The organism is Pseudomonas sp. BF-R-01 (assembly GCF_019946615.1).
Taxonomy (GTDB): Bacteria; Pseudomonadota; Gammaproteobacteria; order Pseudomonadales; family Pseudomonadaceae; genus Aquipseudomonas; species Aquipseudomonas migulae.
The window spans coordinates 83,098-107,554 of the sequence record NZ_JAGYFX010000005.1 but is presented as its reverse complement, the minus strand read 5'-3'; the positions used below and the strand labels follow the sequence as shown (position 1 = coordinate 107,554).

General features: G+C 60.7%; 19 protein-coding genes. 14 read left to right on the top strand and 5 right to left on the bottom strand.

Going from position 1 to position 24,457, the window contains the following annotated elements; all coding sequences use genetic code 11:
- Positions 1 to 11: 11 nt before the first annotated feature.
- From gcbA to KGB27_RS03975, 14 genes are all read left to right on the top strand, one after another.
- The gene (gcbA, locus tag KGB27_RS04040) at positions 12 to 1,682 is read left to right on the top strand and encodes a diguanylate cyclase GcbA (protein WP_008031270.1); all 1,671 of its coding nucleotides are present in this window, start codon (positions 12 to 14) and stop codon (positions 1,680 to 1,682) included.
- A gap of 52 nt (positions 1,683 to 1,734) precedes the next feature.
- The gene (locus KGB27_RS04035; protein WP_207284768.1) at positions 1,735 to 3,681 is read left to right on the top strand and encodes a methyl-accepting chemotaxis protein; all 1,947 of its coding nucleotides are present in this window, start codon (positions 1,735 to 1,737) and stop codon (positions 3,679 to 3,681) included.
- 184 nt (positions 3,682 to 3,865) lie between these two features.
- Positions 3,866 to 5,605 carry a protein-disulfide reductase DsbD gene (locus KGB27_RS04030; RefSeq protein ID WP_223553271.1) on the top strand — a complete coding sequence of 580 codons (1,740 nt, stop codon included), beginning with the start codon at positions 3,866 to 3,868 and terminating at the stop codon, positions 5,603 to 5,605.
- A gap of 131 nt (positions 5,606 to 5,736) precedes the next feature.
- Complete coding sequence (gene aroQ / locus KGB27_RS04025) at positions 5,737 to 6,192, top strand: type II 3-dehydroquinate dehydratase (protein ID WP_008031265.1); 456 nt, start codon at positions 5,737 to 5,739, stop codon at positions 6,190 to 6,192.
- Positions 6,193 to 6,216: 24 nt separating this feature from the next.
- The gene (gene accB / locus KGB27_RS04020; RefSeq protein ID WP_008038728.1) at positions 6,217 to 6,681 is read left to right on the top strand and encodes an acetyl-CoA carboxylase biotin carboxyl carrier protein; all 465 of its coding nucleotides are present in this window, start codon (positions 6,217 to 6,219) and stop codon (positions 6,679 to 6,681) included.
- A 17-nt stretch (positions 6,682 to 6,698) separates the two neighbouring features.
- A complete protein-coding gene (gene accC / locus KGB27_RS04015; RefSeq protein ID WP_008038726.1) occupies positions 6,699 to 8,057 on the top strand; it encodes an acetyl-CoA carboxylase biotin carboxylase subunit in 1,359 nt (452 codons plus the stop codon).
- 282 nt (positions 8,058 to 8,339) lie between these two features.
- Entirely contained in the window at positions 8,340 to 9,218 is an 879-nt protein-coding gene (gene prmA, locus KGB27_RS04010; RefSeq protein ID WP_223449964.1) for a 50S ribosomal protein L11 methyltransferase, read from the top strand.
- A gap of 30 nt (positions 9,219 to 9,248) precedes the next feature.
- Positions 9,249 to 10,490 carry a DUF3426 domain-containing protein gene (locus tag KGB27_RS04005; protein WP_223553268.1) on the top strand — a complete coding sequence of 414 codons (1,242 nt, stop codon included), beginning with the start codon at positions 9,249 to 9,251 and terminating at the stop codon, positions 10,488 to 10,490.
- A 185-nt stretch (positions 10,491 to 10,675) separates the two neighbouring features.
- Complete coding sequence (dusB, locus tag KGB27_RS04000) at positions 10,676 to 11,686, top strand: tRNA dihydrouridine synthase DusB (protein ID WP_008031257.1); 1,011 nt, start codon at positions 10,676 to 10,678, stop codon at positions 11,684 to 11,686.
- Positions 11,683 to 12,003, top strand: a complete 321-nt coding sequence (gene fis / locus KGB27_RS03995; protein ID WP_007907419.1) for a DNA-binding transcriptional regulator Fis — start codon at positions 11,683 to 11,685, stop codon at positions 12,001 to 12,003. Before dusB ends, fis begins: the two co-directional genes overlap by 4 nt.
- Before the next feature lie 81 nt (positions 12,004 to 12,084).
- Positions 12,085 to 13,692 (top strand): bifunctional phosphoribosylaminoimidazolecarboxamide formyltransferase/IMP cyclohydrolase, encoded by a 1,608-nt coding sequence (gene purH, locus KGB27_RS03990; protein WP_008038724.1) that lies wholly within the window; start codon positions 12,085 to 12,087, stop codon positions 13,690 to 13,692.
- Between the two features lie 184 nt (positions 13,693 to 13,876).
- A complete protein-coding gene (gene purD, locus KGB27_RS03985; RefSeq protein ID WP_008038723.1) occupies positions 13,877 to 15,172 on the top strand; it encodes a phosphoribosylamine--glycine ligase in 1,296 nt (431 codons plus the stop codon).
- Positions 15,173 to 15,271: 99 nt separating this feature from the next.
- Positions 15,272 to 18,049, top strand: coding sequence for a hybrid sensor histidine kinase/response regulator (locus tag KGB27_RS03980; RefSeq protein WP_207284765.1), 2,778 nt, complete (start codon positions 15,272 to 15,274; stop codon positions 18,047 to 18,049).
- A 64-nt stretch (positions 18,050 to 18,113) separates the two neighbouring features.
- The gene (locus KGB27_RS03975; protein WP_008031249.1) at positions 18,114 to 18,710 is read left to right on the top strand and encodes a MarC family protein; all 597 of its coding nucleotides are present in this window, start codon (positions 18,114 to 18,116) and stop codon (positions 18,708 to 18,710) included.
- Between the two features lie 46 nt (positions 18,711 to 18,756).
- Here KGB27_RS03975 and KGB27_RS03970 read toward each other — a convergent pair whose 3' ends face one another.
- The 5 genes from KGB27_RS03970 to cobG form a co-directional block, all read right to left on the bottom strand.
- Positions 18,757 to 19,548: a hypothetical protein gene (locus tag KGB27_RS03970; protein WP_223553265.1), complete on the bottom strand. Its 792-nt coding sequence runs from the start codon at positions 19,546 to 19,548 to the stop codon at positions 18,757 to 18,759.
- Between the two features lie 415 nt (positions 19,549 to 19,963).
- On the bottom strand, positions 19,964 to 21,667 hold the full coding sequence (gene cobJ, locus KGB27_RS03965; protein ID WP_223553262.1) for a precorrin-3B C(17)-methyltransferase: 1,704 nt from the start codon (positions 21,665 to 21,667) through the stop codon (positions 19,964 to 19,966).
- Complete coding sequence (locus tag KGB27_RS03960; protein WP_223553278.1) at positions 21,667 to 22,398, bottom strand: precorrin-2 C(20)-methyltransferase; 732 nt, start codon at positions 22,396 to 22,398, stop codon at positions 21,667 to 21,669. Before KGB27_RS03960 ends, cobJ begins: the two co-directional genes overlap by 1 nt.
- On the bottom strand, positions 22,398 to 23,024 hold the full coding sequence (locus tag KGB27_RS03955) for a precorrin-8X methylmutase (protein ID WP_008038718.1): 627 nt from the start codon (positions 23,022 to 23,024) through the stop codon (positions 22,398 to 22,400). The genes KGB27_RS03960 and KGB27_RS03955 overlap by 1 nt, the downstream gene beginning before the upstream one ends.
- Positions 23,017 to 24,324, bottom strand: a complete 1,308-nt coding sequence (gene cobG / locus KGB27_RS03950) for a precorrin-3B synthase (protein WP_223553261.1) — start codon at positions 24,322 to 24,324, stop codon at positions 23,017 to 23,019. Before cobG ends, KGB27_RS03955 begins: the two co-directional genes overlap by 8 nt.
- Positions 24,325 to 24,457 lie beyond the last annotated feature (133 nt).

Here is a 24,457-nt window from a genome sequence, read left to right as displayed (position 1 = left end):
GTAGTCAGGATATGACCGAGCCAGAAGACCCCAGCCGTGAGCGCCTCAAGCACCACTTTGCCCAGCGGGTAATTCATCAGGCACGTCAAATTCTTGAGATCTGGCAGCGCCTGCAACGCAGTGAGTGGTCCACCACCGACTTATCGGAATTGAGTGAAGCCAACCTGCGCCTGCTGCGTTTCGCCGAGCGCTTCGAACAACCGGAACACACGCAATTGGCACGCCACATCGGCCAGTCGCTGGAGGCTGTCGACGCCAATCGCGGACGCCTCAGCAGCGGCCTGATCACTGACCTCAATCGCTTGATGCAGCGCCTGTCGCGTACCGGCCTGCGCCATGGCGATCAGCTCGAACAAACCTTCCTGCCGCCGTTGCGCAAGCCGATCTACGTGATGCTGCAGGATCACGACCGTGCCGAGCGACTGGCCAAACAACTGGAATTTTTCGGCCTCAGCGCCCAGTCCCTCGACAGCGTGTCGGCGTTTCGCTCCTCGATGGTCGAGCGTTTGCCTGCCGCGATTGTCATGGACGTGGACTTCAGCGGCCCCGGTGTCGGCCTGAAACTGGCCGCCGAAGCCCAGGTCGGCCTGGATGAACCGTTGCCGTTGCTGTTTTTCAGCCTGCTCGAAACCGACACCCCGACCCGCCTCGCCGCCGTGCGTGCCGGTGGCCAGGAGTTTCTCACCGGCACCCTCGAAGCCTCGAGCCTGCTGGAGAAAATCGAAGTCCTGACCTGCGTCGCGCAGTACGAACCTTATAAAGTGCTGATCATCGACGATTCCCGCGCCCAGGCCTTGCACACCGAGCGCCTGCTCAACAGCGCCGGGATCGTCACGCGCACCTTGATCGAGCCGATCCAGGCCATGGCCGAACTGGCGGATTTCCAGCCCGACCTGATCATTCTCGACATGTACATGCCGGCCTGCACCGGTACGGAACTGGCCAAAGTGATCCGCCACAATGACCGCTATGTCAGCGTGCCGATCATTTACCTGTCGGCCGAAGACGACCTGGACAAGCAGCTCGACGCCATGAGTGAGGGCGGCGACGACTTCCTGACCAAACCGATCAAGCCCCGGCACCTGATCACCACCGTGCGCAACCGCGCGGCGCGGGCGCGCAATCTGAAAGCGCGGATGGTCCGCGACAGTCTCACCGGGCTGTACAACCACACCCACATTCTGCAATTGCTCGAAGACTGCAGCTTCCGCGCCCGCCGCGAGAGCAAGCCGCTGAGCTTTGCGATGCTCGACATCGACCACTTCAAACGGGTCAACGACAGCCACGGGCACCCCATGGGCGACCGTGTGATCAAGAGCCTGGCGCTGTTTCTCAAGCAACGATTGCGCAAGACCGATTTCATCGGCCGCTACGGCGGTGAAGAGTTTGCCATCGTCATGCCGGACACCGATATCGAAGCGGCCTGTAAAGTCCTCGACGAAATCCGTCAGCGCTTCGCCGAAATCCATTACCCCGCTCAGCCCCAGGACCTCTGGTGCACGTTCAGCGCCGGGGTGGTCGAGCTGTGCGAAGACTCCGACGGCCTGATGATGGCCAGTCAGGCGGACGAGGCGCTGTACCGTGCCAAGCATGCCGGACGCAACCGTGTACAAGCCGCACGGACGTCAAAGCAAAGTGCCACTTTTTCATCGGAATCGACCCATTCAGTCATAACCCTGTAACAGAAACGCAATAACTTCAGGCACTTACCATTTCGCCGTTGGTAGTCCCTTGATGCGTCTGAAGCTGCTGACCAATCTCAATACCCTCCTTCTAGTCGCCGTGTGCGTGGCCCTCGGCGCCACGCTTTGGTGGTCGCAAAAAGCCCTGGAGCGCCCCTATCTGTTGATGGAGCGCTACCTCGGGTTGTCCCAGCAATTCCAGAATGAAGTGGCGCGTAACATCGAGGATTACCTGGCCAGCGGCGATGCCTTGCGCCTGAGCAGCGCCAGCCAAGCCATCGACGGCCTGCAAAAGGAACTCGCCGAGCTACCGCCGACGCTGGCCGACAGCTTGCGCCCGAGCCTGTCGAACCTGGATGAATTCAGCAAAACCGACCTGTTGGCCGCTGGCAAACTCGCAGGCGATCCTCAGGCGCTGTTGCTGCAAGCCGAACGCGAACTCGGCGCCAGCCTCGACCAGTTGAGTCAATACGCCAGCAGCAACGCGAACTATCTGACGCCATTGCTCGCGGCCTCCCAACACCTGGGCAAACTCTCTTTGGCGCGGGACAAACTGGTCAGCAGCGGCCGCAGCGAACTGGCCGCCGATGTCGAGCGCGAAGTCACCAACATCCGCACGCAAGCCGAGCTTCTGAACGCCTTGCCGCTCTTGGGCGTGACCAGTAAAAGTGAATCGGGCACCGACGATTTCGCTGCAATGATGGGCCTGGAGAACACCGAAAAAACCGTTGCGGAAGATGCCGGCGTCGGCCTCAAACGCGAGCTCAACAGCCTGCTCACGCGCTATCCCGCAGAGCTTGCGCGAACCCGCGAGCAGATCCAGAAACGCGCCGACCTCAGCGCCGCGACTCACCAGAAAATCGCTGCCGTGCAACAGTCCATCGCCGGGCTGGAACCGGTGGTCCGTGCCCAGCACGGGCAGATCCAGAGCGAAGTGCGGCTGATGCAAGGGGTGATGATCGGCCTGATTCTGCTGATCGCATTACTCATCGACACCCTGCAGCGGCGCCTGGCCCGGACGCTGACCAACCTCGCGCCGGCACTCTCGACCTGGGCCGAAGGCGACTTCAGCCGCGACATCGAATTGGGCAAGACCAATCGCGAACTGCATGACATCCAGGCCTCGCTCAATCGACTGCGCGCCTACCTCGTCGATCTGGTCGGAACCATTCGCCTCAACGCCGAGCAGGTTGCCGGCAGCAGCCGCACCCTGGCCGAGTTGAGCAATGATTTGCACAGCGGCGCCGAACATCAGGCGGGTGACACCGCGCTGATCCGCGACTCCCTCGGTGAACTGGAAGCGACCATTCAACAAGTCGCCGGCGATGCCAGCCAGGCTGCCGACGCCAGCCGCCATGCTGGATTGGCGGTGGAACATGGACAGAAAGTCATCGGTTTGAGCCTCACCGGGCTGCATGCGCTGGTGGGCGAAGTACAAAGCAATGCACAGATGATCGAACACCTGGCCGAGGAGTCCGCCACCATCGGCGGCGTGCTGACGGTGATCCGCTCGATTGCCGACCAGACCAACCTGCTGGCCCTGAACGCCGCCATTGAAGCAGCCCGCGCCGGGGAAATGGGACGCGGGTTTGCCGTCGTGGCGGAAGAGGTTCGGTCATTGGCGCAGCGCACCGCAGGCGCTACGGCGGAGATCCAGAACTTGATCGCCGGGCTGCAGACAGCGGCCCGAGAGTCGGTGGAAGGCATGCGCGCGCAGGTTGAACACGCGGAGGCGACGGCCAACCAGGCCCAGGCGGCTGATGGCGCGCTGGATAAAATCGTCGGGGCGATCCAGACGATTTCAGACACCGCCGTTCGCATTGCCGATGTCACGGCTCAGCAGAGCGGAGCTGTCAGCGAAATCCGCGATCACAGTGAGCGGATTCACCAATTGGGCGGGGATAACTTGCTGCGTATCGGTGAGGGGCGTGAGCAAGGCGAGCATTTGTTGGTGTTGGGCGGGCGGTTGCATACGGCCGTTCAGGCATTCCGCGTCTGACAGACCACCACATACCTGTAGGAGCGAGGCTTGCCCGCGAACCAGACGACACGGTTTATCGGGCGAACCGTGTCATCGTTCTTCGCGGGCAAGTCGGATCGCCGCACCGCTCGCTCCTACAGGGGCGGGGCAATCCGTGCAACTGTCCGCTATCATGCCCCCAATTCCGATACGCGAGATCGTCATGCGCCGTTTGCTCTGCCTGCTGCTTTTAGTGCTCGCCCTGCCGGCCACCGCCGCCGGTTTGCTGGAGAGTCGACCCAGTTCCACCCTGGGCTCGATCAACAACAGCGCCGACTTCCTGCCGGTGCGCGAAGCCTTTCAACTGAGCCTGATAGACAGCACGCCACAATCGATCAAGCTGCGTTTCGTCGCCACCGAAGGTTATTACCTCTACCGCCATCGCTTTCAGTTTCGCGCCGACCCTGCCGAGATCGTAGTCGGCCCGGCACAGCTGCCCAAAGGCGAGCAGAAACACGATGAATACTTCGGCGACGTCGAGGTTTACCACGGGATTCTCGATGTCGAACTGCCGCGCAGCGATCAACGCGCCTTCACGCTGGCGGTGACCTATCAAGGGTGTGCCGACAAAGGCCTGTGCTATCCGCCCGAGACCGAACGCCTGAGTATCGACGGCAGTGGCGGCGCCACCACGAGTTGGAGCTGGCGGGAGCTGGCATTGTTCTTCCTTGCGGGCCTTGGCCTGACCTTCACCCCTTGCGTGCTGCCGATGCTGCCGATCCTCTCCGGCGTGGTGTTGCGCGGCCAGGTGGGTGGCTTGCGCGGCTTCAACCTTTCGCTCGCTTACGTGCTGCCGATGGCCGCCTGCTTCGCCCTGCTCGGTGCGTTGATGGGGATGTTCGGCGCGCAGCTCAACCTTCAGGCGCGGCTGCAATCGGCGTGGGTACTGGTGCCGTTCGCAATGTTTTTTGCGCTGTTTGCCCTGGCGATGTTCGGTGTCTTCGAACTCAAGTTGCCGCACGCGATCAGCAGTCGGCTGGACCGAATTGCCGGGCGCACCGAAGGCGGTTCGTTGTGGGGCGCGGCGGTGCTGGGCGTGGTTTCCAGTCTGTTGGTTTCACCCTGCGTCTCGGCACCGCTGGCCGGCGCGCTGCTGTACATCAGCGCCAGTGGCGATGCGTTGGGCGGCAGCTTGAAACTGTTCATGCTCGGCCTCGGCATGGGCGCACCGCTGTTGCTGGTGGCCACTGGCGGCGCCGCCTGGCTGCCGAAAAGCGGACCATGGCTGGTCTACGTGAAAAACGCGATTGGCGTGTTGTTGCTGGGTCTGGCGATCGGCCTGCTCAGTCGCGTGCTGCCGGGGCAGATCACTTTGTTGCTGATCGGCTTGCTGGCCGGCGGTGTCGGTTTGTTCATGGGCGCGCTGGAGTTCGTCTACAAACCTCCGCGAAAACGCCTGGGCCAGTTGCTCGGGATGTTCCTGCTGTTTTATGCACTGGCCTGCTGGTATGGCGCCTTCAGTGGCCAGACCGATCCGTTCAACCCGATCGGCCAGCCGCGTGTCGTCAGCAGCAACGAGCAATCGCAGAACACCAGCGACTGGCAAACCGTCACGACTCCGGCCGAACTCGATCGCGTCCTCGCCGAAGCCAAATCCTCCGGCACCCCGCTGCTGCTCGACTGGTACGCCGACTGGTGCATCAGCTGCAAAGTCATCGAACACAAAGTGCTTAACGACGCGCAGGTCGTCGAACGCCTCAAGGGGTATCGGCTGATTCGCTTCGACATCACCGCCAGCAACGCCGAGCAACGCGCCCTCCTCGACCGCTACACACTATTCGGCCCACCGGCGCTGATGTTTTTTGGCAAGGACGGTGTCGAACGCACCGATGTACGAGTGATCGGCGAAATCAGCGCCACGGACTTCGCCGAACGTGTATCGAAAGCAAATGACCGGATTTAATCACCCGGTCACATATTTCGCGCAAACATCGGCCATCGTGCTGGCTATTGCATAGAACTGGACAGTCACAAAGGCTTTGCGGCATAGTCGCCGGGTTCTGACAAATGCACACGGATAACGAGGAACAGCAGATGGCGACCCTATTGGTTCTGCACGGCCCCAACCTGAACATGCTCGGCACCCGTGAACCGGGCACCTATGGCGCTACGACACTGGCGCAGATCAATCAGGACCTGGAACGCCGCGCTCGTGAAGCCGGCCATCATTTGCTGCACCTGCAAAGCAACGCCGAGTACGAATTGATCGACCGCATCCACGCTGCCCGCAGCGAAGGTGTGGACTTCATTCTGATCAATCCAGCAGCTTTTACACACACAAGTGTCGCATTACGTGACGCGCTGCTGGCGGTGAGCATCCCATTCATCGAAGTGCATTTGTCTAACGTGCACAAACGCGAACCTTTCCGCCATCACTCTTACTTCTCCGACGTAGCGGTGGGAGTGATCTGCGGCCTTGGCGCCAGCGGTTATCGACTGGCCCTGGAGGCTGCACTAGAGCAGCTTGAACAACAAGCTATACGCCCCTGACCGACCCTTGGGAGTTGATGATTCATGGATATCCGTAAAGTTAAGAAACTGATCGAACTGCTGGAAGAGTCCGGCATCGACGAGCTCGAGATCAAGGAAGGCGAAGAGTCCGTTCGCATCAGCCGTCATAGCAAAACCCCGGCTCAGCAATACTACGCTCCGGCGCCAATGCACGCTCCGGCTCCAGCGCCTGCCGCTGCTGCCCCGGTTGCCGCCGCTGCCGCTCCTGCTGCACCGTCCGCCCCTGCCCTGAACGGCGCCGTTGCCCGTTCGCCAATGGTCGGCACCTTCTATCGCAAATCTTCGCCAAGCTCGCCGTCCTTCGTTGAAGTCGGCCAGACCGTGAAGAAAGGCGACACCCTGTGCATCGTCGAAGCCATGAAGATGATGAACCACATCGAAGCTGAAACCAGCGGTGTGATCGAATCCATCCTCGTCGAAGACGGCCAGCCGGTTGAGTACGACCAACCGCTGTTCACCATCGTTTGAACCGCGGAGAAACTTTGATGACTGCGAAGTTGGAAAAAGTTCTGATCGCCAACCGCGGTGAGATCGCACTGCGGATTCTGCGTGCCTGCAAAGAGATGGGCATCAAGACCGTCGCCGTTTACTCCAAGGCCGACAAAGAGCTGATGCACCTGGGCCTGGCAGACGAGTCCGTCTGCATCGGTCCGGCATCGGCCGCCCACTCTTACCTGCACATCCCGGCAATCATCGCCGCGGCTGAAGTGACCGGCGCCACCGCCATTCACCCAGGCTACGGTTTCCTTGCGGAAAACGCTGATTTCGCTGAGCAGGTCGAGAACTCCGGCTTCGCTTTCATTGGTCCGAAAGCCGAGACCATTCGCCTGATGGGCGACAAGGTATCGGCCAAGCACGCGATGATCGCTGCTGGCGTTCCAACCGTTCCGGGTTCTGACGGCCCGCTGCCGGAAGACGAAGAAACCGCTCTGCGCATCGGTCGCGAAGTCGGTTACCCGGTGATCATCAAAGCCGCTGGCGGCGGTGGTGGTCGCGGCATGCGCGTTGTGCATAGCGAAGAAGACCTGATCTCCTCGGCGAAACTGACCCGCTCCGAAGCAGGCGCGGCGTTCGGCAACCCGATGGTCTATCTGGAAAAATTCCTGACCAACCCACGTCACGTGGAAGTTCAGGTGCTTTCCGACGGCCAGGGCCACGCCATTCATCTGGGCGACCGCGATTGCTCGCTGCAACGTCGTCACCAGAAGGTTCTCGAAGAAGCGCCGGCACCGGGCATCGACGAGAAAGCACGCCAGGAAGTCCTCGCTCGCTGCGTCAAGGCGTGCATCGACATCGGCTACCGCGGCGCCGGCACCTTTGAGTTCCTTTACGAAAACGGTCACTTCTACTTCATCGAGATGAACACTCGTGTCCAGGTAGAGCACCCGGTTTCGGAAATGGTCACTGGTATCGACATCGTCAAGGAGATGCTCAGCATCGCCGCCGGCAACAAGCTGTCGTTCACCCAGGATGACGTGGTCATCCGCGGTCACGCGCTGGAATGCCGGATCAACGCCGAAGACCCGAAAACCTTCATGCCAAGCCCAGGCACGGTCAAGCATTTCCACGCTCCAGGCGGCAACGGCGTTCGCGTCGATTCGCACCTGTACAGCGGCTATGCCGTTCCGCCGAACTACGATTCGTTGATCGGCAAGCTGATCACCTACGGCGCAACCCGTGACGAAGCCATGGCGCGCATGCGCAATGCGCTGGACGAAATCGTTGTCGACGGGATCAAGACCAACATCCCGTTGCACCGCGACCTGACCCGCGATGAAGGCTTCTGCAAAGGTGGTGTGAACATTCACTACCTGGAACACAAGCTGGCTGGCGAAAAGCACTAAGCTTTTAGCCTGATCAACAAAGCCGCCTTCGGGCGGCTTTGTTGTTTCTGAAGGTTTCATCCGATGCTGGGCAGCACTTAATACCTGTGGGAGCGAGCCTGCTCGCGATGGCGGCGCCCCTTTCAACATTCATGTAGCTGACACACCGCTATCGCGAGCAGGCTCACTCCCACAGTGAACTGCAGGGGCAAGCCACTCCCACAAACCCTTCGCGCTCGCGTAAACTTGCGCGCTTCTCGCAGCCCGCTAGGCTGCAATCAATATTTTTCAAAGGTGCCCGCCATGCCTTGGCTGCAAGTCCGTCTCGCCATCAGCCCAGAACAAGCCGAAACCTACGAAGACGCTTTCCTTGAAGTGGGCGCCGTGTCGGTGACTTTCATGGACGCCGAAGACCAGCCGATCTTCGAGCCGGAACTCAACACCACCCCGCTGTGGTCGCACACTCACCTGCTGGCCCTGTTCGAAGGCGGCACCGAAGCCGCTTCGGTCCTGGCACATCTGGAGCTGCTGACCGGCAGCCCGCTGCCCGAGCATCACAGCGAAGTCATCGAAGACCAGGACTGGGAACGCAGCTGGATGGACGATTTCCAGCCAATGCGCTTCGGCCAACGCCTGTGGATCGTGCCGAGCTGGCACGCCGCGCCTGAACCCGACGCCGTGAACATTCTGCTGGATCCGGGCCTCGCGTTCGGCACCGGCACGCACCCGACCACCGCGCTGTGCCTGGAATGGCTCGACGGTCAGGACCTGAAAGGCTGCAACGTGCTGGACTTCGGTTGCGGCTCGGGGATCCTGGCGATTGCCGCCCTGCTGCTCGGCGCCAAGGAAGCCGTCGGCACTGACATCGACGTGCAGGCGCTGGAAGCCTCGCGCGACAACGCCGGTCGCAACAACATCGCCGATGCGCTCTTCCCGCTGTATCTGCCGGAAGATCTGCCACAGGTTAAGGCCGACGTGCTGGTGGCCAACATCCTCGCCGGCCCGCTGGTCTCCCTCGCACCGCAACTGTCGAGCCTGGTCAAGCCGGGTGGTCGCCTGGCGCTGTCGGGCATCCTCGCCGAGCAAGGTGATGAAGTAGCCGCCGCCTACGCGCAGGACTTCGATCTGGACCCGATCGCCAATCGCGATGGCTGGGTGCGCATCACTGGCCGTCGGCGCTAGAATGAGCGCCTGCATAATCCGGATCGCCGCATGACCGACAGCTTCGTCACCCAGTGCCCGCATTGCCAAACCAGCTTCCGCGTCAGCCATGCTCAGTTGAGCGTGGCCCGTGGAGTGGTTCGTTGCGGCTCGTGCCTGCAGGTGTTCAACGCCGCCAAGCAACTGCTTGAGCAGGCAGGCAAGGAAGTGATCCCCCCGGCGGCTCCGGCCATCGTCGAGACAGCCGAGCCAGAACCTCGGGCCATCAGCCAGAAGCAGTGGACTGCCGCCGAACTGGACCTGGACAGCCTGGACCTGGATGAAGAACTCGCTCGACTGGAACAGCGGGAAATCCAGCCGACCACCGAATTCGGCCGCCACCGCGAAGACAGCCTGAGCGCCCGCCGCGATAGCGCCGAGCACGACGAAGAGCCGTGGTCCGACAGCCTGTTCAGCGAGTCCGCCGCCGATCGCGCCGAAGCGGCGGAAGCTGCCGAAGCCCCCCTCACGCCCGAGCCGGCGATCGAGCCGAGCAAACCTTCGCGCACCGAACCCTCGCTGTCCCTGGAACCCGTGGAGCTGGACGACGAGACTCTGCCGCCGCAACTGCGCCTGAACGATCCACTCGACGCCCCGCTCCATCACGAACGCCTGTCAGCGACCGACGCCAGTGACGATATCGACGACGACCTGCCTTCGATCGAGCCGCTGCGCAAACGCCGTGAACGCAGCGAACCGGGCGTACGTGCCGAGGTGCTGCAAGAGCTGACCGATGACCCGCTGCAACTTGACTGGCAAAAACGCCGCTCGCCCTGGGGCCGACGGTTTTTCTGGTTGCTGCTGATCCTGCTCGGCGCTGGCGCACTCGCGGGTCAATACATCGCTTACCATTTTGACGAACTGGCTCGTCAGGATCAGTACCGTCCGTGGTTCCAGCAGTTCTGCCCGCAAATCGGCTGCACCGTGCCGTCAAAAGTCGACATCGCGAAAATCAAGAGCAGCAACCTGGTGGTACGCAGCCATCCGGAATTCAATGGCGCGCTGGTGGTCGACGCGATCATCTACAACCGCGCGCCCTTCTCCCAGCCGTTCCCGTTGCTGGAGCTGCGCTTTGCCGACCTCAACGGTCACCTGATCGCCAGCCGCCGCTTCAAGCCTGGCGAGTACCTCAACGGCGATCTCGAAGGCATGGCGGAAATGCCGCCGCAAACGCCGATCCACATCGCCCTGGACATCCTCGACCCAGGCGCCAAAGCCGTGAACTACAGCCTGAGCTTTCACTCACCCGAGTGAAACGCTTCAGTGTTACGGGTTTGACGGCACATTTCTGGCAGAGACCGCTCATACCAAACTGCTGGCAATAACAGAATAACTGTTCAGATTTTGTTCAATTCAGCCTTTATCCAGTCATCGAGAGCGGGTATCATGCCAACCCTTTTTCGAACTCTCATGATCCGGCCCCACAACTGGAAAGTCCTATGTCGGCGGTACGCATCGGTCCATACACATTGCACAACGGCTTGATTCTCGCCCCTATGGCGGGTGTCACCGACCAACCCTTTCGTCAGCTGTGCAAGCGACTGGGCGCAGGACTTGTAGTCTCGGAAATGGTCACCAGCGACATGAGTTTGTGGAACACCCGCAAATCGCGCATGCGCATGATCCACGAAGGTGATCCCGAGCCACGCTCGGTGCAGATCGCCGGTGGTGATGCACAGATGCTGGCGGATGCGGCCAGGGCCAACGTCGAACTGGGCGCACAGATTATTGATATCAACATGGGCTGTCCGGCAAAGAAGGTCTGCAACAAGGCCGCCGGTTCCGCATTGTTGAAGGATGAAGCACTGGTGACCGAGATCCTGCAGGCCGTGGTGGCTGCGGTTGATGTGCCGGTTACCTTGAAGATCCGTACCGGCTGGGACCGGGACAACAAGAACGGTCTGACGGTGGCGAAGATCGCCGAACAGGCAGGCATTACGGCGTTGGCGGTCCATGGCCGCACCCGTGCCGATCTGTACACCGGTGAAGCCGAGTACGACACCATTGCCGCGATCAAGCAGGCGGTGTCGATGCCGGTCTTCGCCAATGGCGACATCGATTCGCCGGAAAAGGCCCGCTACGTGCTCGACGCGACCGGTGCCGATGGACTGTTGGTTGGACGGGCTGCCCAGGGGCGGCCATGGATTTTTCGCGAGATCGACCATTTCCTGCGTACCGGCGAGAAACTCCCGGCGCTGGACCTGATCGAGGTGGAACGCATTCTGCTAGAGCATCTGGCCGCACTGCACGTCTTCTATGGAGACGTCATGGGTGTCCGGATCGCTCGGAAGCATGTGGGCTGGTATCTCGCAACCTTGCCGGGCGCCAGGGAGTTTCGCGCCCACTTCAATCGTTTGGAAGATACGGAAGCACAATGCGCCAACGTTCAGGGCTTCTTCGCCGAACGTTACAAGAGCCTGACAGGGGACGGAGAAGAGGTGGCCGCATGACGATGATGACCGAGACTTTAGTGAGTGGAACAACACCCGTGAGCGACAACGTGAATTTGAAACAGCACCTCAATACGCCGAGCGAAGAAGGCCAGACCCTTCGCGGGAGTGTCGAGAAGGCGCTGCACAATTATTTCGCCCACCTTGAGGGCGCTGCCGTCACGGATGTGTACAACCTGGTGCTCTCCGAAGTCGAGGCGCCCCTGCTCGAGTGCGTGATGAACTACGTCAAGGGTAACCAGACCAAGGCCAGCGAGTTGCTCGGGCTGAACCGAGGCACCCTGCGCAAGAAACTCAAGCAGTACGATTTGCTGTAAGCATTCAATCAAACCAGAAAGGCGCCCGCGTAAAAACGGTCGCCTTTTTTGCTGACTCCTTTGCTTTTGATGGAAATTGAAATGACCGACCAGACTACCCGCCTGCCGATCCGCCGCGCCTTGATCAGCGTTTCCGACAAGACCGGGATCCTCGAATTCGCCAAAGAGCTTGAAGCCCTGGGCGTCGAGATCCTCTCCACCGGCGGAACGTTCAAGCTGCTGCGTGACAACGGCGTTGCCGCAGTGGAAGTCGCGGATTACACCGGTTTCGCAGAAATGATGGACGGTCGGGTGAAAACCCTGCACCCGAAAATCCACGGCGGTATCCTCGGTCGTCGTGGTATCGACGACGCGATCATGAACGAACACGGCATCAAGCCGATCGATCTGGTGGCCGTCAACCTGTACCCGTTCGAAGCCACCATCAACAAGCCAGGCTGTGACCTGCCGACCGCCATCGAGAACATCGACATCGGCGGCCCGACCATGGTCCGTTCGGCGGCAAAAAACCATAAAGACGTGGCCATCGTGGTGAATGCCAGCGACTACGCCAACGTGCTGGAAAGCCTGAAGGCCGGCGGCCTGACCTACGCTCAGCGTTTCGACCTGATGCTCAAGGCCTTCGAACACACCGCCGCCTACGACGGCATGATCGCCAACTACATGGGCACCGTGAACCAGGCCGCTGACACCCTCAGCACCGAAGGTCGCAGCGAGTTCCCGCGCACCTTCAACAGCCAGTTCATCAAGGCTCAGGAAATGCGCTACGGCGAGAACCCGCACCAGAGCGCGGCGTTCTACGTTGAAGCCAAGCCTGCCGAAGTCGGTATCGCCACCGCGACCCAACTGCAAGGCAAGGAGCTGTCCTACAACAACGTGGCCGACACCGACGCCGCGCTGGAATGTGTGAAGAGCTTCGTCAAGCCGGCCTGCGTGATCGTCAAGCACGCCAACCCGTGTGGTGTTGCCGTGAGCCCGGACGCCGAAGGCGGCATCCGTCAGGCCTACGAACTGGCCTACGCCACCGACACTGAATCCGCGTTCGGCGGCATCATCGCCTTCAACCGCGAGCTGGATGCCGAGACCGCCAAGGCGATCGTCGAGCGTCAGTTCGTCGAAGTGATCATCGCCCCGAGCGTCAGCGAAGAAGCCCGCGCCATCGTCGCGGCAAAAGCCAACGTGCGCCTGCTGGCCTGCGGCGAGTGGTCGGCTGACCGCGCTGCTGCCTGGGACTACAAACGCGTCAACGGTGGCCTGCTGGTGCAGAGCCGCGACATCGGCATGATCAGCGCCGATGACCTGAAAGTCGTGACCAAGCGTGCACCGACCGAACAGGAAATCCACGACCTGATCTTCGCCTGGAAAGTCGCCAAGTACGTCAAGTCCAACGCCATCGTCTACGCCAAGAACCGTCAGACCATCGGTGTCGGCGCAGGCCAGATGAGCCGCGTGAACTCCGCGCGCATTGCCGCAATCAAGGCTGAACATGCCGGCTTGCAGGTGGCGGGTTCGGTCATGGCATCCGACGCGTTCTTCCCGTTCCGCGACGGCCTGGACAACGCGGCCAAGGTCGGCATCACTGCGGTGATCCAGCCAGGCGGCTCGATGCGTGACAACGAAGTGATTGCAGCAGCTGATGAAGCCGGCATCGCCATGGTCTTCACCGGCATGCGCCACTTCCGTCACTGATCCAGCTCTTGTTGGAGCGAGGTTTGCCCGCGAAGAGAACGCCGCGGTGCAACTGCAATACCGAGGTGATGCCTTCGCGGGCAAGCCTCGCTCCTACAGGGTCAGCGCAGCAGCTAATGCCGCGCACCGTTAGCCAGACAGCTCAGGCTACTCAACAGAATTAGCGTCATCCGAGGTTTTTGAAATGAATGTTTTGATCATTGGCAGCGGTGGCCGTGAACACGCCCTGGCCTGGAAAGTGGCTCAGGATCCGCGCGTGCAGAAAGTTTTCGTGGCTCCGGGCAACGCCGGTACCGCCATTGAAGCCAAGTGCGAAAACGTCGCTATCGATGTGCTCGCACTGGAGCAACTCGCCGACTTCGCCGAGAAAAACGTTTCCCTGACCATCGTCGGTCCGGAAGTGCCGCTGGTTGCCGGCGTCGTCGACCTGTTCCGCTCCCGTGGCCTGGACTGCTTCGGTCCGACCGCTGGCGCCGCGCAGCTGGAAGGTTCGAAAGCCTTCACCAAGGATTTCCTGGCACGCCACAAGATCCCGACCGCCGACTACCAGAACTTCACCGAGATCGAGCCAGCCCTGGCTTATCTGCGTGAAAAAGGCGCACCGATCGTGATCAAGGCCGATGGCCTGGCCGCCGGTAAAGGCGTGATCGTTGCCATGACACTGGCCGAAGCCGAAGACGCCGTGCGCGACATGCTCGCGGGTAACGCGTTTGGCGAAGCCGGTTCGCGCGTGGTCATCGAAGAATTCCTGGACGGCGAAGAAGCCAGCTTCATCGTCATGGTCGACGGCAAGAACGTACTGCCGATGGCCACCAGCCAGGACCACAAACGCGTCGGCGACGGCGACACCGGTCCGAACACCGGCGGCATGGGTGCTTACTCCCCTGCGCCAGTCGTTACCAGCGAAGTGCACAAGCGCGTCATGGACCTGGTGATCTGGCCGACCGTGCGCGGCATGGCCGAGGAAGGCAATGTTTACACGGGCTTCCTCTACGCTGGCCTGATGATCGACAAGGCTGGTAACCCAAAAGTCATCGAATTCAACTGCCGTTTCGGCGACCCTGAGACCCAACCGGTTATGCTGCGCTTGCAGTCGAGCCTGGTGTTGCTGGTCGAGGCGGCCCTGGCGCAAGCGCTGGACAAGGTCGAAGCCCAATGGGATCCACGTCCGAGCGTCGGTATTGTTTTGGCGGCAGGCGGCTATCCTGGCGACTACGCTAAAGGCGTCGCCATTAACGGTCTGGATGCAGCCGCAGCGCTGGAAGGCAAAGTCTTCCACGCCGGTACTGCGCTCAAGGACGGTCAAGTGGTGACGGCCGGCGGTCGGGTGCTTTGCGCCACTGCCATGGGTGCCAGCGTCGATGCTGCCCAGCAGCAGGCTTACAAGCTGGCCGCGAAGATTGACTGGGAAGGCTGCTTCTATCGCAAGGACATTGGCTACCGTGCCATTGCCCGTGAGCGTGGCGAAAATCAGGAATAAGCGATCCATTCGGCAGGGCTTGGGATTCAGGCCCTTGCCGGACTATTCCGGCGCCGCGCATAGTTATATTCTGGCATCAACCTACGAAGGGATTTCGCCGTGCGCTGGCTCAGGATTGCCATAGGTTTCACAGTCACGCTGCTGACGCTGCTCTGCATGCTTTCGGCCCAGGCCGCGCAAGGCAGTGGCTGGGCGCTATTGCTTGACGAACAGGGCGACCTGCAACTCAGCGACATCCGTTCCGCTCGTTTCACCAATCAATTCAGCCCCATCGAACTCGAACGCCTCACCGCGGCCGAGCCCGGTGGCGCACTCTGGCTACGCTTCAGGCTCGCACCCGGCAAGCATGAGCAGTTGCTGCGGGTGTTCGCTCCCGACCTGTCGCACCTCAATCTTTATGTGCTGGACGGCGACAAGCTGATCGAGCAATTGAACACCGGCACCGAACAGCCTCAGGCAGAACGGCCACTACCCAACAGCGACTTCATGTTGCCGTTGCCGCAAAGCGACAAACCCCTCGACGTCTACCTGCGCCTGGTGTCCGACCACCAGATGCGGCCTTACATCACCCTGCAATCGGCAATCATGACCGCAGCCAATCAGAGCCAGACGCTGATTTACGGTCTGCTGTTCGGCTGCATCGGGATGCTGATCCTGCACAACCTGATCCGTTACGCTTACACCCGGTCGCGCAGCAGCCTGTGGCTGGCAGGTTGTGAAGCGCTGCTGATGATCAGCCTGGCGCTACTGCTGAATCTCGCGGGCCCATGGCTGTCGGACTGGCATGCGGTGCAAACACCGGGCGCTTACCTCGCCCTGCTGCTGACCGCACCGTGCGGGCTGATGTTCGCCTACCGTTTCTTCGCCCCGCTCGGCCCGCACCCGCTGAACAAGCTGCTGCTGGGCGACATCCTGTTCATTGTGGCTTGCGGTCTGCTGCTGTTGTTCGTCAACACGCTACCGCTGAACATCATCACCTACGCGCTGGTCGCCCTCGCGGGCCTCACGATGTTGTTCGTCAGCGCCTGGCACTGGCAAAAAGGCTATCGCCCGGCCCGACTGTTCGTGGCCGCCATGGTGGTGTTCAACGTCGGCACGCTGATTATCCTGCCGGCGCTGCTGGGCCTGACGCTGGTAGAACCGCAAGGCCTGATCATTGCCCTGCTGGTGTTCATTTGCATCAGCGGCCTGTTGATGAGCATTGCCCTGAGCGAACGCCAGCGCAGCATCACCGAAGACCGTTTCAGCGTCAGCCGCGATCTGGCCGCCAGCAACGCCGAGATCAATGCCAAGGCCGAATTCCTGGCGAAGATCAGTCATGAAATCCGTACCCCGATGAATGGCGTGCTGGGCATGACCGAACTGTTGTTGGGCACGCCACTCTCGGTCAAGCAGCGCGATTACGTGCAAACCATTCACAGCGCCGGCAACGAACTGCTGACCCTGATCAACGAGATTCTCGACATCTCCAAGCTCGAATCCGGGCAGATCGAGCTCGACGATGTGCAGTTCGATCTCAATGCACTGATTGAAGACTGCCTGAGCATCTTCCGCGCCAAGGCCGAACAGCAGAACGTCGAGCTGATCAGCTTTATCCAGCCACAGGTGCCGCGGGTCATCAGCGGTGACCCGACACGCCTGCGCCAGACGCTGCTGAGCCTGCTGGAAAACGCCCTGAAGAAAACCGACGAAGGCGAGATCCTGATTGTCGTCGCCCTCGACGAGCGCACGGCCAAACCGCGTTTGCGCATTGCCGTACAAGACAGCGGCGAGCCGATGGATGCCGAAGAACGCGACGCGTTGATGCACGCCGAACTGCACAGCAAGAACTTCCTCTCGACCACCCGCCTGGGCGGCAACCTGGGGCTGGTGATCGCCCGTCAGTTGATTCGCCTGATGCAAGGGGAATTCGGCATCAAGAGCGGCGCCAGCCAGGGCAGCACCTTATGGCTGACCTTGCCGCTGGACCCCGACCGCCTCGAACACCCGACGTCCGACCTCGATGGCCCGCTGCAAGGCGCACGGGTATTGGTGGTGGACGACAACGACACTTGCCGCAAGGTGCTGGTGCAGCAGTGCAGTGCCTGGGGCCTGAATGTCAGTGCGGTGCCGTCCGGCAAGGAAGCCCTGGCGCTGCTGCGCACCAAGGCTCACCTGCGCGATTACTTCGACGTGGTCCTGCTGGACCAGAACATGCCCGGCATGACCGGCATGCAACTGGCGGCCAAGATCAAGGAAGACCCGAGCCTGAACCACGACATCCTGCTGATCATGCTCACGGGCATCAGCAATGCGCCGAGCAAGATCATCGCGCGCAACTCCGGGATCAAACGCATCCTCGCCAAACCGGTGGCCGGCTACACCCTGAAGACCACGCTGGCGGATGAGCTGAATCAGCGCAACAAGGGCCTCGCGGTATCACAGTTCCCATCCACCGGCCCGACCCTGCCGGTCAAGGTTCCCAGCGACTTCCGCATTCTGGTGGCCGAAGACAACAGCATCTCGACCAAGGTGATTCGCGGCATGCTGGGCAAACTCAACCTGCAACCGGACACCGCCAGCAATGGCGAAGAAGCCTTGCAAGCAATGAAAGCCCAACGTTACGACCTGGTGCTGATGGATTGTGAAATGCCGATCCTCGACGGTTTCTCGGCCACCCAGCAATTGCGTGCCTGGGAAGTTGGCAACCAGCGGATTCGCACCCCCGTGGTGGCATTGACCGCACACATCCTCGCCGAGCATAAAGAGCGCGCACGTCAGGCCGGCATGGACGGCCACATGGCCAAACCGGTCGAGCTGTCGCAGTTGCGCGAGCTGATCGAACATTGGGTTGCCCAGCGCGATCAGCAGCAACGGACGGCAACACAACCGTCCTGAGCCGACAGACCCTGCAACGCCTGATAGACTCCCTCACGACTTCTCTCGCCAGTGAGCCTGCATCATGCTCCACGTGTTGTTCAGCGTTTACCTGAAGATGCTGGTGCTCTACAGCCCGTTCTTCGTGTTGTCCTGTTTCATCAGCCTGACCCGCGGTTATTCGCGCAAGGAACAACGGCGGCTGGCCTGGAAAGTGGCAACGGCCACACTGATTTCCAGTGTCTTGCTGTACTTGTTCGGACGGTACATTTTCAGTGTTTTCGGCATTACCGTGGATGCGTTCCGCATCGGTGCCGGCAGCGTGCTGTTTATCTCGGCACTGGGCATGGCCCAAGGCAAGTCGGCGGTCCAGACCGATAACGTGCAGCAGGACGTCACCATCGTCCCGCTGACCATCCCGCTGACCGTAGGCCCCGGCACCATCGGCGCCTTGCTGGTGATGGGCGTGAGCCAGCCCCACTGGGATGACAAGCTCACCGCCATCCTCAGCATTGCCCTGGCCAGCTTTACCGTTGGTGTGGTGCTTTACCTGTCGAACCGCATCGAACGCATTCTCGGCGACCAGGGCTTGCAGATTGTCAGTCGCCTGATGGGGTTGTTTGTGTGTGCACTGGCGGCGCAGATCATTTTCACCGGTGTGAAAGGGTATCTGGTGCCGTAGGACGATGGAATGCCAGAGGCTTGATGCCTCTGGCAACCCGGTTCTTTTAAACAGGCGAAAACTCCATGAACACAGCCTCGCGAAGATCGTCGAGGTATTTGATACACTCAGCCTCTTTGCGCAAGTCCTCCTCATGAATGGTAAAGAGCGCTTTACCTTGATACATCTCAACGTCAGAGCTGTTCCATTCGACAAAAATAACTTTGGTATTGTTGACCGATAAGTCGTAACGCACTGTGCCTACGGCCATCGTAACTTCAGCGTCTTCGTCTTGTTTGCACACAGACACACCGAAGTTCGCACCACTGGATTCGACAGCATGACGTTCAAATAGCTTGACCGCATCAGGTTGCTTTTTCAGCGCCTCAATGGTTTTTTCCGCTACAACTTTCAACGCGCCCCCAGCAGAACCCGCAACGCCACCGGCGACAGAATAAACAATATCCAGCGCAACATTATCCATCGTCAACTTGGCAGTACTTGACTTGTACTGAGTGAACGCACTGTGATACTCAGTCCAGCCCGTGGCAAACAGCAATTTTTTAAAGCACTCGTAGCGAGCAACCTTCTCTGCCTTCCCCGGAAATAGAAGTTTTGAGGCAATATCGGCATAGGCGTAGGTGTTTTTTACAATGCGTTTGTTACGCCTCGACATCCCCTCCAGAAAACCAACGATGCCACTGCCCATGATGGCGGCATTCAATTCATCCCGATCAATCGGCAACTTTACTGCAGAGCGCGCCTGGATTTTCGGACCGGCAAGTTCAAGCTTGGCTCGACACTGCTCAAGACATTGATCGAAATAAAGACTGGCTTCTGCTTCATTCATTTTATTCATCTTATAAACCTTAAATTCAAATATATATAAAAGCCGAACTGGCTCCGTCGAAAAACTATCGCACCCACCGAATAGATTCAACAGCACCAGAACTTATAAAAAAGCCACAAAACAATCTATAAATACCGAGATGTAACAACCCATGATTAATTACAACAAATCAATAAAAACCAAACAACGGCAAACCCCAATAGATCCGCACACGCCTGCACGCCCCATTAAAAAACAAGAACCAAACTTACACAGAAAGGTAAATAATCCGACTCACCAAAAGCGCTAGAAGATAAATACCCTCTATTCATTCAGGAATTAACCTACACCCTACGGCGAATGTTTTTTACGACAGCGCAAAGAAAAAGCCACGGCAAATCGAGTGCAAACCCGGCCGTGGCTTTTTTTAGCGAAGCGCAACGCTTCAGGTGGCAGGCTTTTCTCCATACCAACGCGGCGTGTACACCCAGTCACCACCACCCATACGCGAAAACACGCAGGTCGTAGACGAACCCACCAGGACCATGGTGCGCATATCCACCTGGTCCGGGGTCAACTGGCCAAGCGTCGTCACTCGCAGTGTCTGTCCTGGGCGACCGATGTCACGCCCCAACACCACCGGCGTCGCAGGTGTGCGGTATCGCGCGACGATCTCCAGCGCCCGGCCAAGTTGCCATGGACGGGACCGTGAAATCGGGTTGTAGAACGCCAGGGCGAGGTCGGCCTGTGATGCAAGGTCCAGACGCTTCTCGATGATCTCCCAGGGCTTGAGGTTGTCCGACAGCGACAACACACAGAAGTCATGTCCCAGCGGCGCACCGGCCTGAGCAGCCGTCGCTAGTGAAGCAGAAACCCCCGGCAGAATTTCCAGATCGACGTTGTGCCACGTGGCATCGCTGGACTCGTGAAGGGCTTCGAGCACCGCAGCCGCCATGGCGAACACTCCCGGATCACCAGAAGAAACCACCACCACAGACCGTCCTTGTGCCGCCAGTTCGAATGCATGACGTGCGCGCTGCATCTCTTCGCGGTTGTCGGTGCAATGCATGACTTGATCGGCACGGAACGGGCCGGCCATGCGCACATAGGTTTCATAACCGAGCACATCATTGGCGCGCGCCAGTTCGGCCTTGACCGCCGGCACCATCAGCTCGGCAGCGCCAGGGCCAAGACCGATCACCGCCAGACGACCGCGAGGACGCCCGATCGACAATGGGTCCAGAGGTTGCTCGGCCACTGCGATAGCAAGGGTGTCGTCGCCGAAGATCTTCACAGACTGACCGAGGGCGTTGCGTGCCAGCTCACTGACTGCGCCGACATCGTTGCCAAAACGCAGCGGCACACCCAGCTCAAGCGCCGCTTCACGCAGCGCCGCACTCGACATTTCGCTATCGGCGGCCAGCAGACAGGCCACCGATTGCAGGGCGATTTTTGCCTGATGCAACGCCTCGCGAATCGCACTCGGCAAATCGGCCACGCCGGTACCGACGGCCACCAACACGTTGCGCGGATAGATCAACAGCTCGTTGGCCGCCGGCGTACGCTCGGTATGACCGACGTGAACGGCCAGCCGCGCCTGCGGGTCCTCGGGCAACTGCGCCTGCGCCAACCACGGGGCCGCGCCTTCGATGCGCACCGTTTCACCGGCCAGCAAATCGGAAACGAAGCGCTTGCCCAGTTCGAGATCGCCCAGGGCATAACCGCTGGGAGGATTGAGCAGGCAGGTGCCGAAGCGCAATTCGCCACTGGTGGTGATCGCCGCCGCCACGTCCAGTGCAGCCGCAATTTCTCGCGCCAACACGTTCACGCCGCCCAGACCGCCCAGCAACGGCACCACTGCGCTGCCGTCTTCAGCAACGGCCAGCACCGGTGGTTCGGCGCCCTTTTCCAGCAGCAACGGCGCCAGAGTGCGAATCACAATGCCAGCGGCGCACAGGGCAATGATCGGCGTGTCCTGCTGATAGAGCTCACGCAGGGTCGCGCCGAACTCGTGATAGATGCGGTCCGCGCCCTCGACCCGCTCGGCCAGACCGTGGATCAAGGCGCCCGGGTACACCTGCTGAATTTTACGTGCGGTCGCGAGGCTGCCATTGCCGAGAATGACAATCGCCGGAACTGGACGAGTCATCAGCCTTGCCACCTTTCACCCGGAACGATGATCAGCGAGAAGTACGGCGAGGACATTGGCTCGACCTGATCCAGCGGCACGATTTTCTGATTGACCATGGTCGCGCGCTCTACGTACAACGCACGTTCTGCCAACCCGAGTTCTTCCAGCACCTGACGGACTTTGGGAAAGTTGCGCCCCAGCTTCATAATCACCGCCGCATCAGCATCGGCGAGACGCCGCTTGAGGTCGTCGTGCGGCAACACGCCGGACAGCACCGACAGGCTTTGATTGCGATACACCAACGGCGCGCCAAGTACCGAAGCGCCGCCGAGCATCGAACAGACACCGGGCACGACTTCGGCCTCATATCGCTCGGCCAGGCGATCGTGCAGGTACATGTAGGAACCGTAGAAGAACGGGTCGCCTTCGCAGATCACCGCCACGTCTCGGCCTGCATCCATGTGCGCGGCGAGTTCTTCGCCGGCCGCATCGTAGAAATCGCTGATCACCTGTTCATAGGAAAGCGGTGCCGGCAAGGCTTCGGTGGTCACCGGATACACCAGCGGCAGCAGGGTCTGAGCGTCCTGCAAATGCGCTTCGATGATGCCGAAGGCGTTGCCCTTTTTGCCCTTGGCAACGAAGTACGCCACCACCGGCGATTCGCGCAGCAGGCGCAGGGCCTTGACTGTAATCAGTTCCGGATCACCGGGGCCGACGCCGAGGCCGATCAAACGTCCAGGTTGCTGCATCATTCGATCTCCGTGGCGAGGGCATTGACGGCGGCGGCTGCCATGGCGCTACCGCCCAGCCGGCCTTGCATGATGACAAACGGCACACCGCGACTGTCGGCGGCGAGTGCGGCCTTGGATTCGGCGGCACCGACGAAGCCTACCGGGAAGCCAAGGATCAGCGCCGGTTTCGGCGCGCCGGCGTCGAGCATTTCCAGCAGATAAAACAGTGCGGTCGGCGCGTTGCCGATCACCACCACGCTGCCTTCCAGGTGCGGGCGCCACAGTTCCAGCGCGGCGGCGGAACGGGTGTTGCCCAGTTCACGGGCAAGCTCCGGAACGCTTTCATCGCGCAGGGTGCAGATGACTTCATTGTTCGCCGGCAAACGCGTGCGGGTCACGCCTTCGGAGACCATCCGCGCATCACACAGGATCGGTGCACCGGCGGCCAAAGCATCGCGCCCGGCCTTGCCCGCGCCTTCCGAAAATTGCAGGCCGTCAATCGCATCGACCATGCCGCAGGCGTGTATCACCCGCACCGCGAGTTTTTCCAGATCGGCCGGGATTCGCTCGAGGTTGGCCTCGGCACGAATGATCGCGAAGGAGTTGCGATAGATCTCCTGACCGTCGCGGATGTAATCAAGCATCAAGGGGGCTCCGTGAGCGGGCGTCGAGCAAGGCGTCGACCGCTTCAATAGTAAGGTTGCGTGCGTGCAGGGCGCCGAAACCCGGCTGCCCCGCTTCGCGAAAATAGAGGTCGTAATGACCGGGGGTGACGGCCAGCAAAGTGACCGGCGCACTGTGCGCGGCGGCACAGGAACGCGGGCAACCGCTCAGATGCACGCTCAGCAGCTGACCATGGCGTTGCAGCAATGCGGCCAGTTGCAGAGCGTCCTGCTTGGTATCGGCCAGGCCCTTGGCGCAGCCCGTCGAGCCAGTGCAGGCAATCAACCGCGACAAGGCCTGACCGGCATCGCAGACCAGGCCCAACTCGTGCAGGCGGCGGATGACTTCATCGGCGTTGTCGTGGTGAATGTTCGGCAACAACAGGCTTTGCCATGGCGTGAACCGCAGCGTTGCATCGCCGTATTCCTGCGCCAGTCGAGCGGCGCCCCGAAGCATGGTGCTATCGAGTCGTCCGAGAGGCGGCACGCCCCCGACATAGACATGACCGGCTTGCGCCTGCGGGTGCGCGCCAATGTGCAGCACCTCGTTACTGACTGAACGTTGCCAGATGCTAACGGGCTGGAAAGGCAGTCGCTCGGCGAGGCGAGCGAGAAATTCGGCTTGAGGGACGTCGACCAGCAAGTGGCGCATCCGCGTGTGTTCAGGTCCCGCCAGTTCCAGGAAAAGCTCCAGCACGGCGACCACCAGCGCGTGGCCATCTTCCAGTGGAACACGACCGGCCGGTTGATCGGTGGGGCATCCCGCCAGACCGAAAGCCAGCCATCGCTCGCCCTCTCGCTCGACCGCGGACAACCACAGATCGTGGGGGTGTTCGAGCATCGCCAGGCGTTCACCGCCATCCAGTTGCACGGCGAATTTGGCGCTGAGGTCGTGAAAGCGTTCTTGCCCTTGCAGGGTGGCGAGGATCTGTGCGGCCAATTCACGCGTGTCGAACAGCATCTGCCGATCGATACCCGCGCTCGGGCTCAGCATCAGATTACGTACATCGTCGCCCGCCGCATGCGAAGGGCCAAGGCCTGCGGCGAGCAGACTTTCGATCAACGCTTCCTGCTCTTTGACGATGCCGCGAATCTGCAGGTTGGCCCGGTTAGTGGCCTCGATCACTGAGCCGGCATAACGCTGCGCACCTTCGGCGACAGCATTGGCCTGCTCGGAAGTGAGGGTGCCGCCCGCCAGTTTTATCCGGCAGATACCGCCGTCTCTGGCCTGGACGATACGCAGCAGCCCCGGACAGGCCGAGGGGCGTAAAGCGCGGGACATAGGGAGTTCGTTCAAAGGGATGACCGGATCTGAAGTGGGAGCGCCCCCCGTCGGAGGCGAGCGGTATTATGCCTGCTTTGCCGCGCAGCATCATAAGACCACGTGTCGCATTTGCTCCGACCTTGAATCCATC

Bases quoted from the DNA above. Each gene is read 5' to 3' on its own strand.
- gcbA (WP_008031270.1), top strand. From the start codon at position 12: ATGACCGAGCCAGAAGACCCCAGCCGTGAGCGCCTCAAGCACCACTTT.
- KGB27_RS04035 (WP_207284768.1), top strand. From the start codon at position 1,735: ATGCGTCTGAAGCTGCTGACCAATCTCAATACCCTCCTTCTAGTCGCC.
- KGB27_RS04030 (WP_223553271.1), top strand. From the start codon at position 3,866: ATGCGCCGTTTGCTCTGCCTGCTGCTTTTAGTGCTCGCCCTGCCGGCC.
- aroQ (WP_008031265.1), top strand. From the start codon at position 5,737: ATGGCGACCCTATTGGTTCTGCACGGCCCCAACCTGAACATGCTCGGC.
- accB (WP_008038728.1), top strand. From the start codon at position 6,217: ATGGATATCCGTAAAGTTAAGAAACTGATCGAACTGCTGGAAGAGTCC.
- accC (WP_008038726.1), top strand. From the start codon at position 6,699: ATGACTGCGAAGTTGGAAAAAGTTCTGATCGCCAACCGCGGTGAGATC.
- prmA (WP_223449964.1), top strand. From the start codon at position 8,340: ATGCCTTGGCTGCAAGTCCGTCTCGCCATCAGCCCAGAACAAGCCGAA.
- KGB27_RS04005 (WP_223553268.1), top strand. From the start codon at position 9,249: ATGACCGACAGCTTCGTCACCCAGTGCCCGCATTGCCAAACCAGCTTC.
- dusB (WP_008031257.1), top strand. From the start codon at position 10,676: ATGTCGGCGGTACGCATCGGTCCATACACATTGCACAACGGCTTGATT.
- fis (WP_007907419.1), top strand. From the start codon at position 11,683: ATGACGATGATGACCGAGACTTTAGTGAGTGGAACAACACCCGTGAGC.
- purH (WP_008038724.1), top strand. From the start codon at position 12,085: ATGACCGACCAGACTACCCGCCTGCCGATCCGCCGCGCCTTGATCAGC.
- purD (WP_008038723.1), top strand. From the start codon at position 13,877: ATGAATGTTTTGATCATTGGCAGCGGTGGCCGTGAACACGCCCTGGCC.
- KGB27_RS03975 (WP_008031249.1), top strand. From the start codon at position 18,114: ATGCTCCACGTGTTGTTCAGCGTTTACCTGAAGATGCTGGTGCTCTAC.
- KGB27_RS03970 (WP_223553265.1), bottom strand. From the start codon at position 19,548: ATGAATAAAATGAATGAAGCAGAAGCCAGTCTTTATTTCGATCAATGT.
- cobJ (WP_223553262.1), bottom strand. From the start codon at position 21,667: ATGACTCGTCCAGTTCCGGCGATTGTCATTCTCGGCAATGGCAGCCTC.
- KGB27_RS03960 (WP_223553278.1), bottom strand. From the start codon at position 22,398: ATGCAGCAACCTGGACGTTTGATCGGCCTCGGCGTCGGCCCCGGTGAT.
- KGB27_RS03955 (WP_008038718.1), bottom strand. From the start codon at position 23,024: ATGCTTGATTACATCCGCGACGGTCAGGAGATCTATCGCAACTCCTTC.
- cobG (WP_223553261.1), bottom strand. From the start codon at position 24,324: ATGTCCCGCGCTTTACGCCCCTCGGCCTGTCCGGGGCTGCTGCGTATC.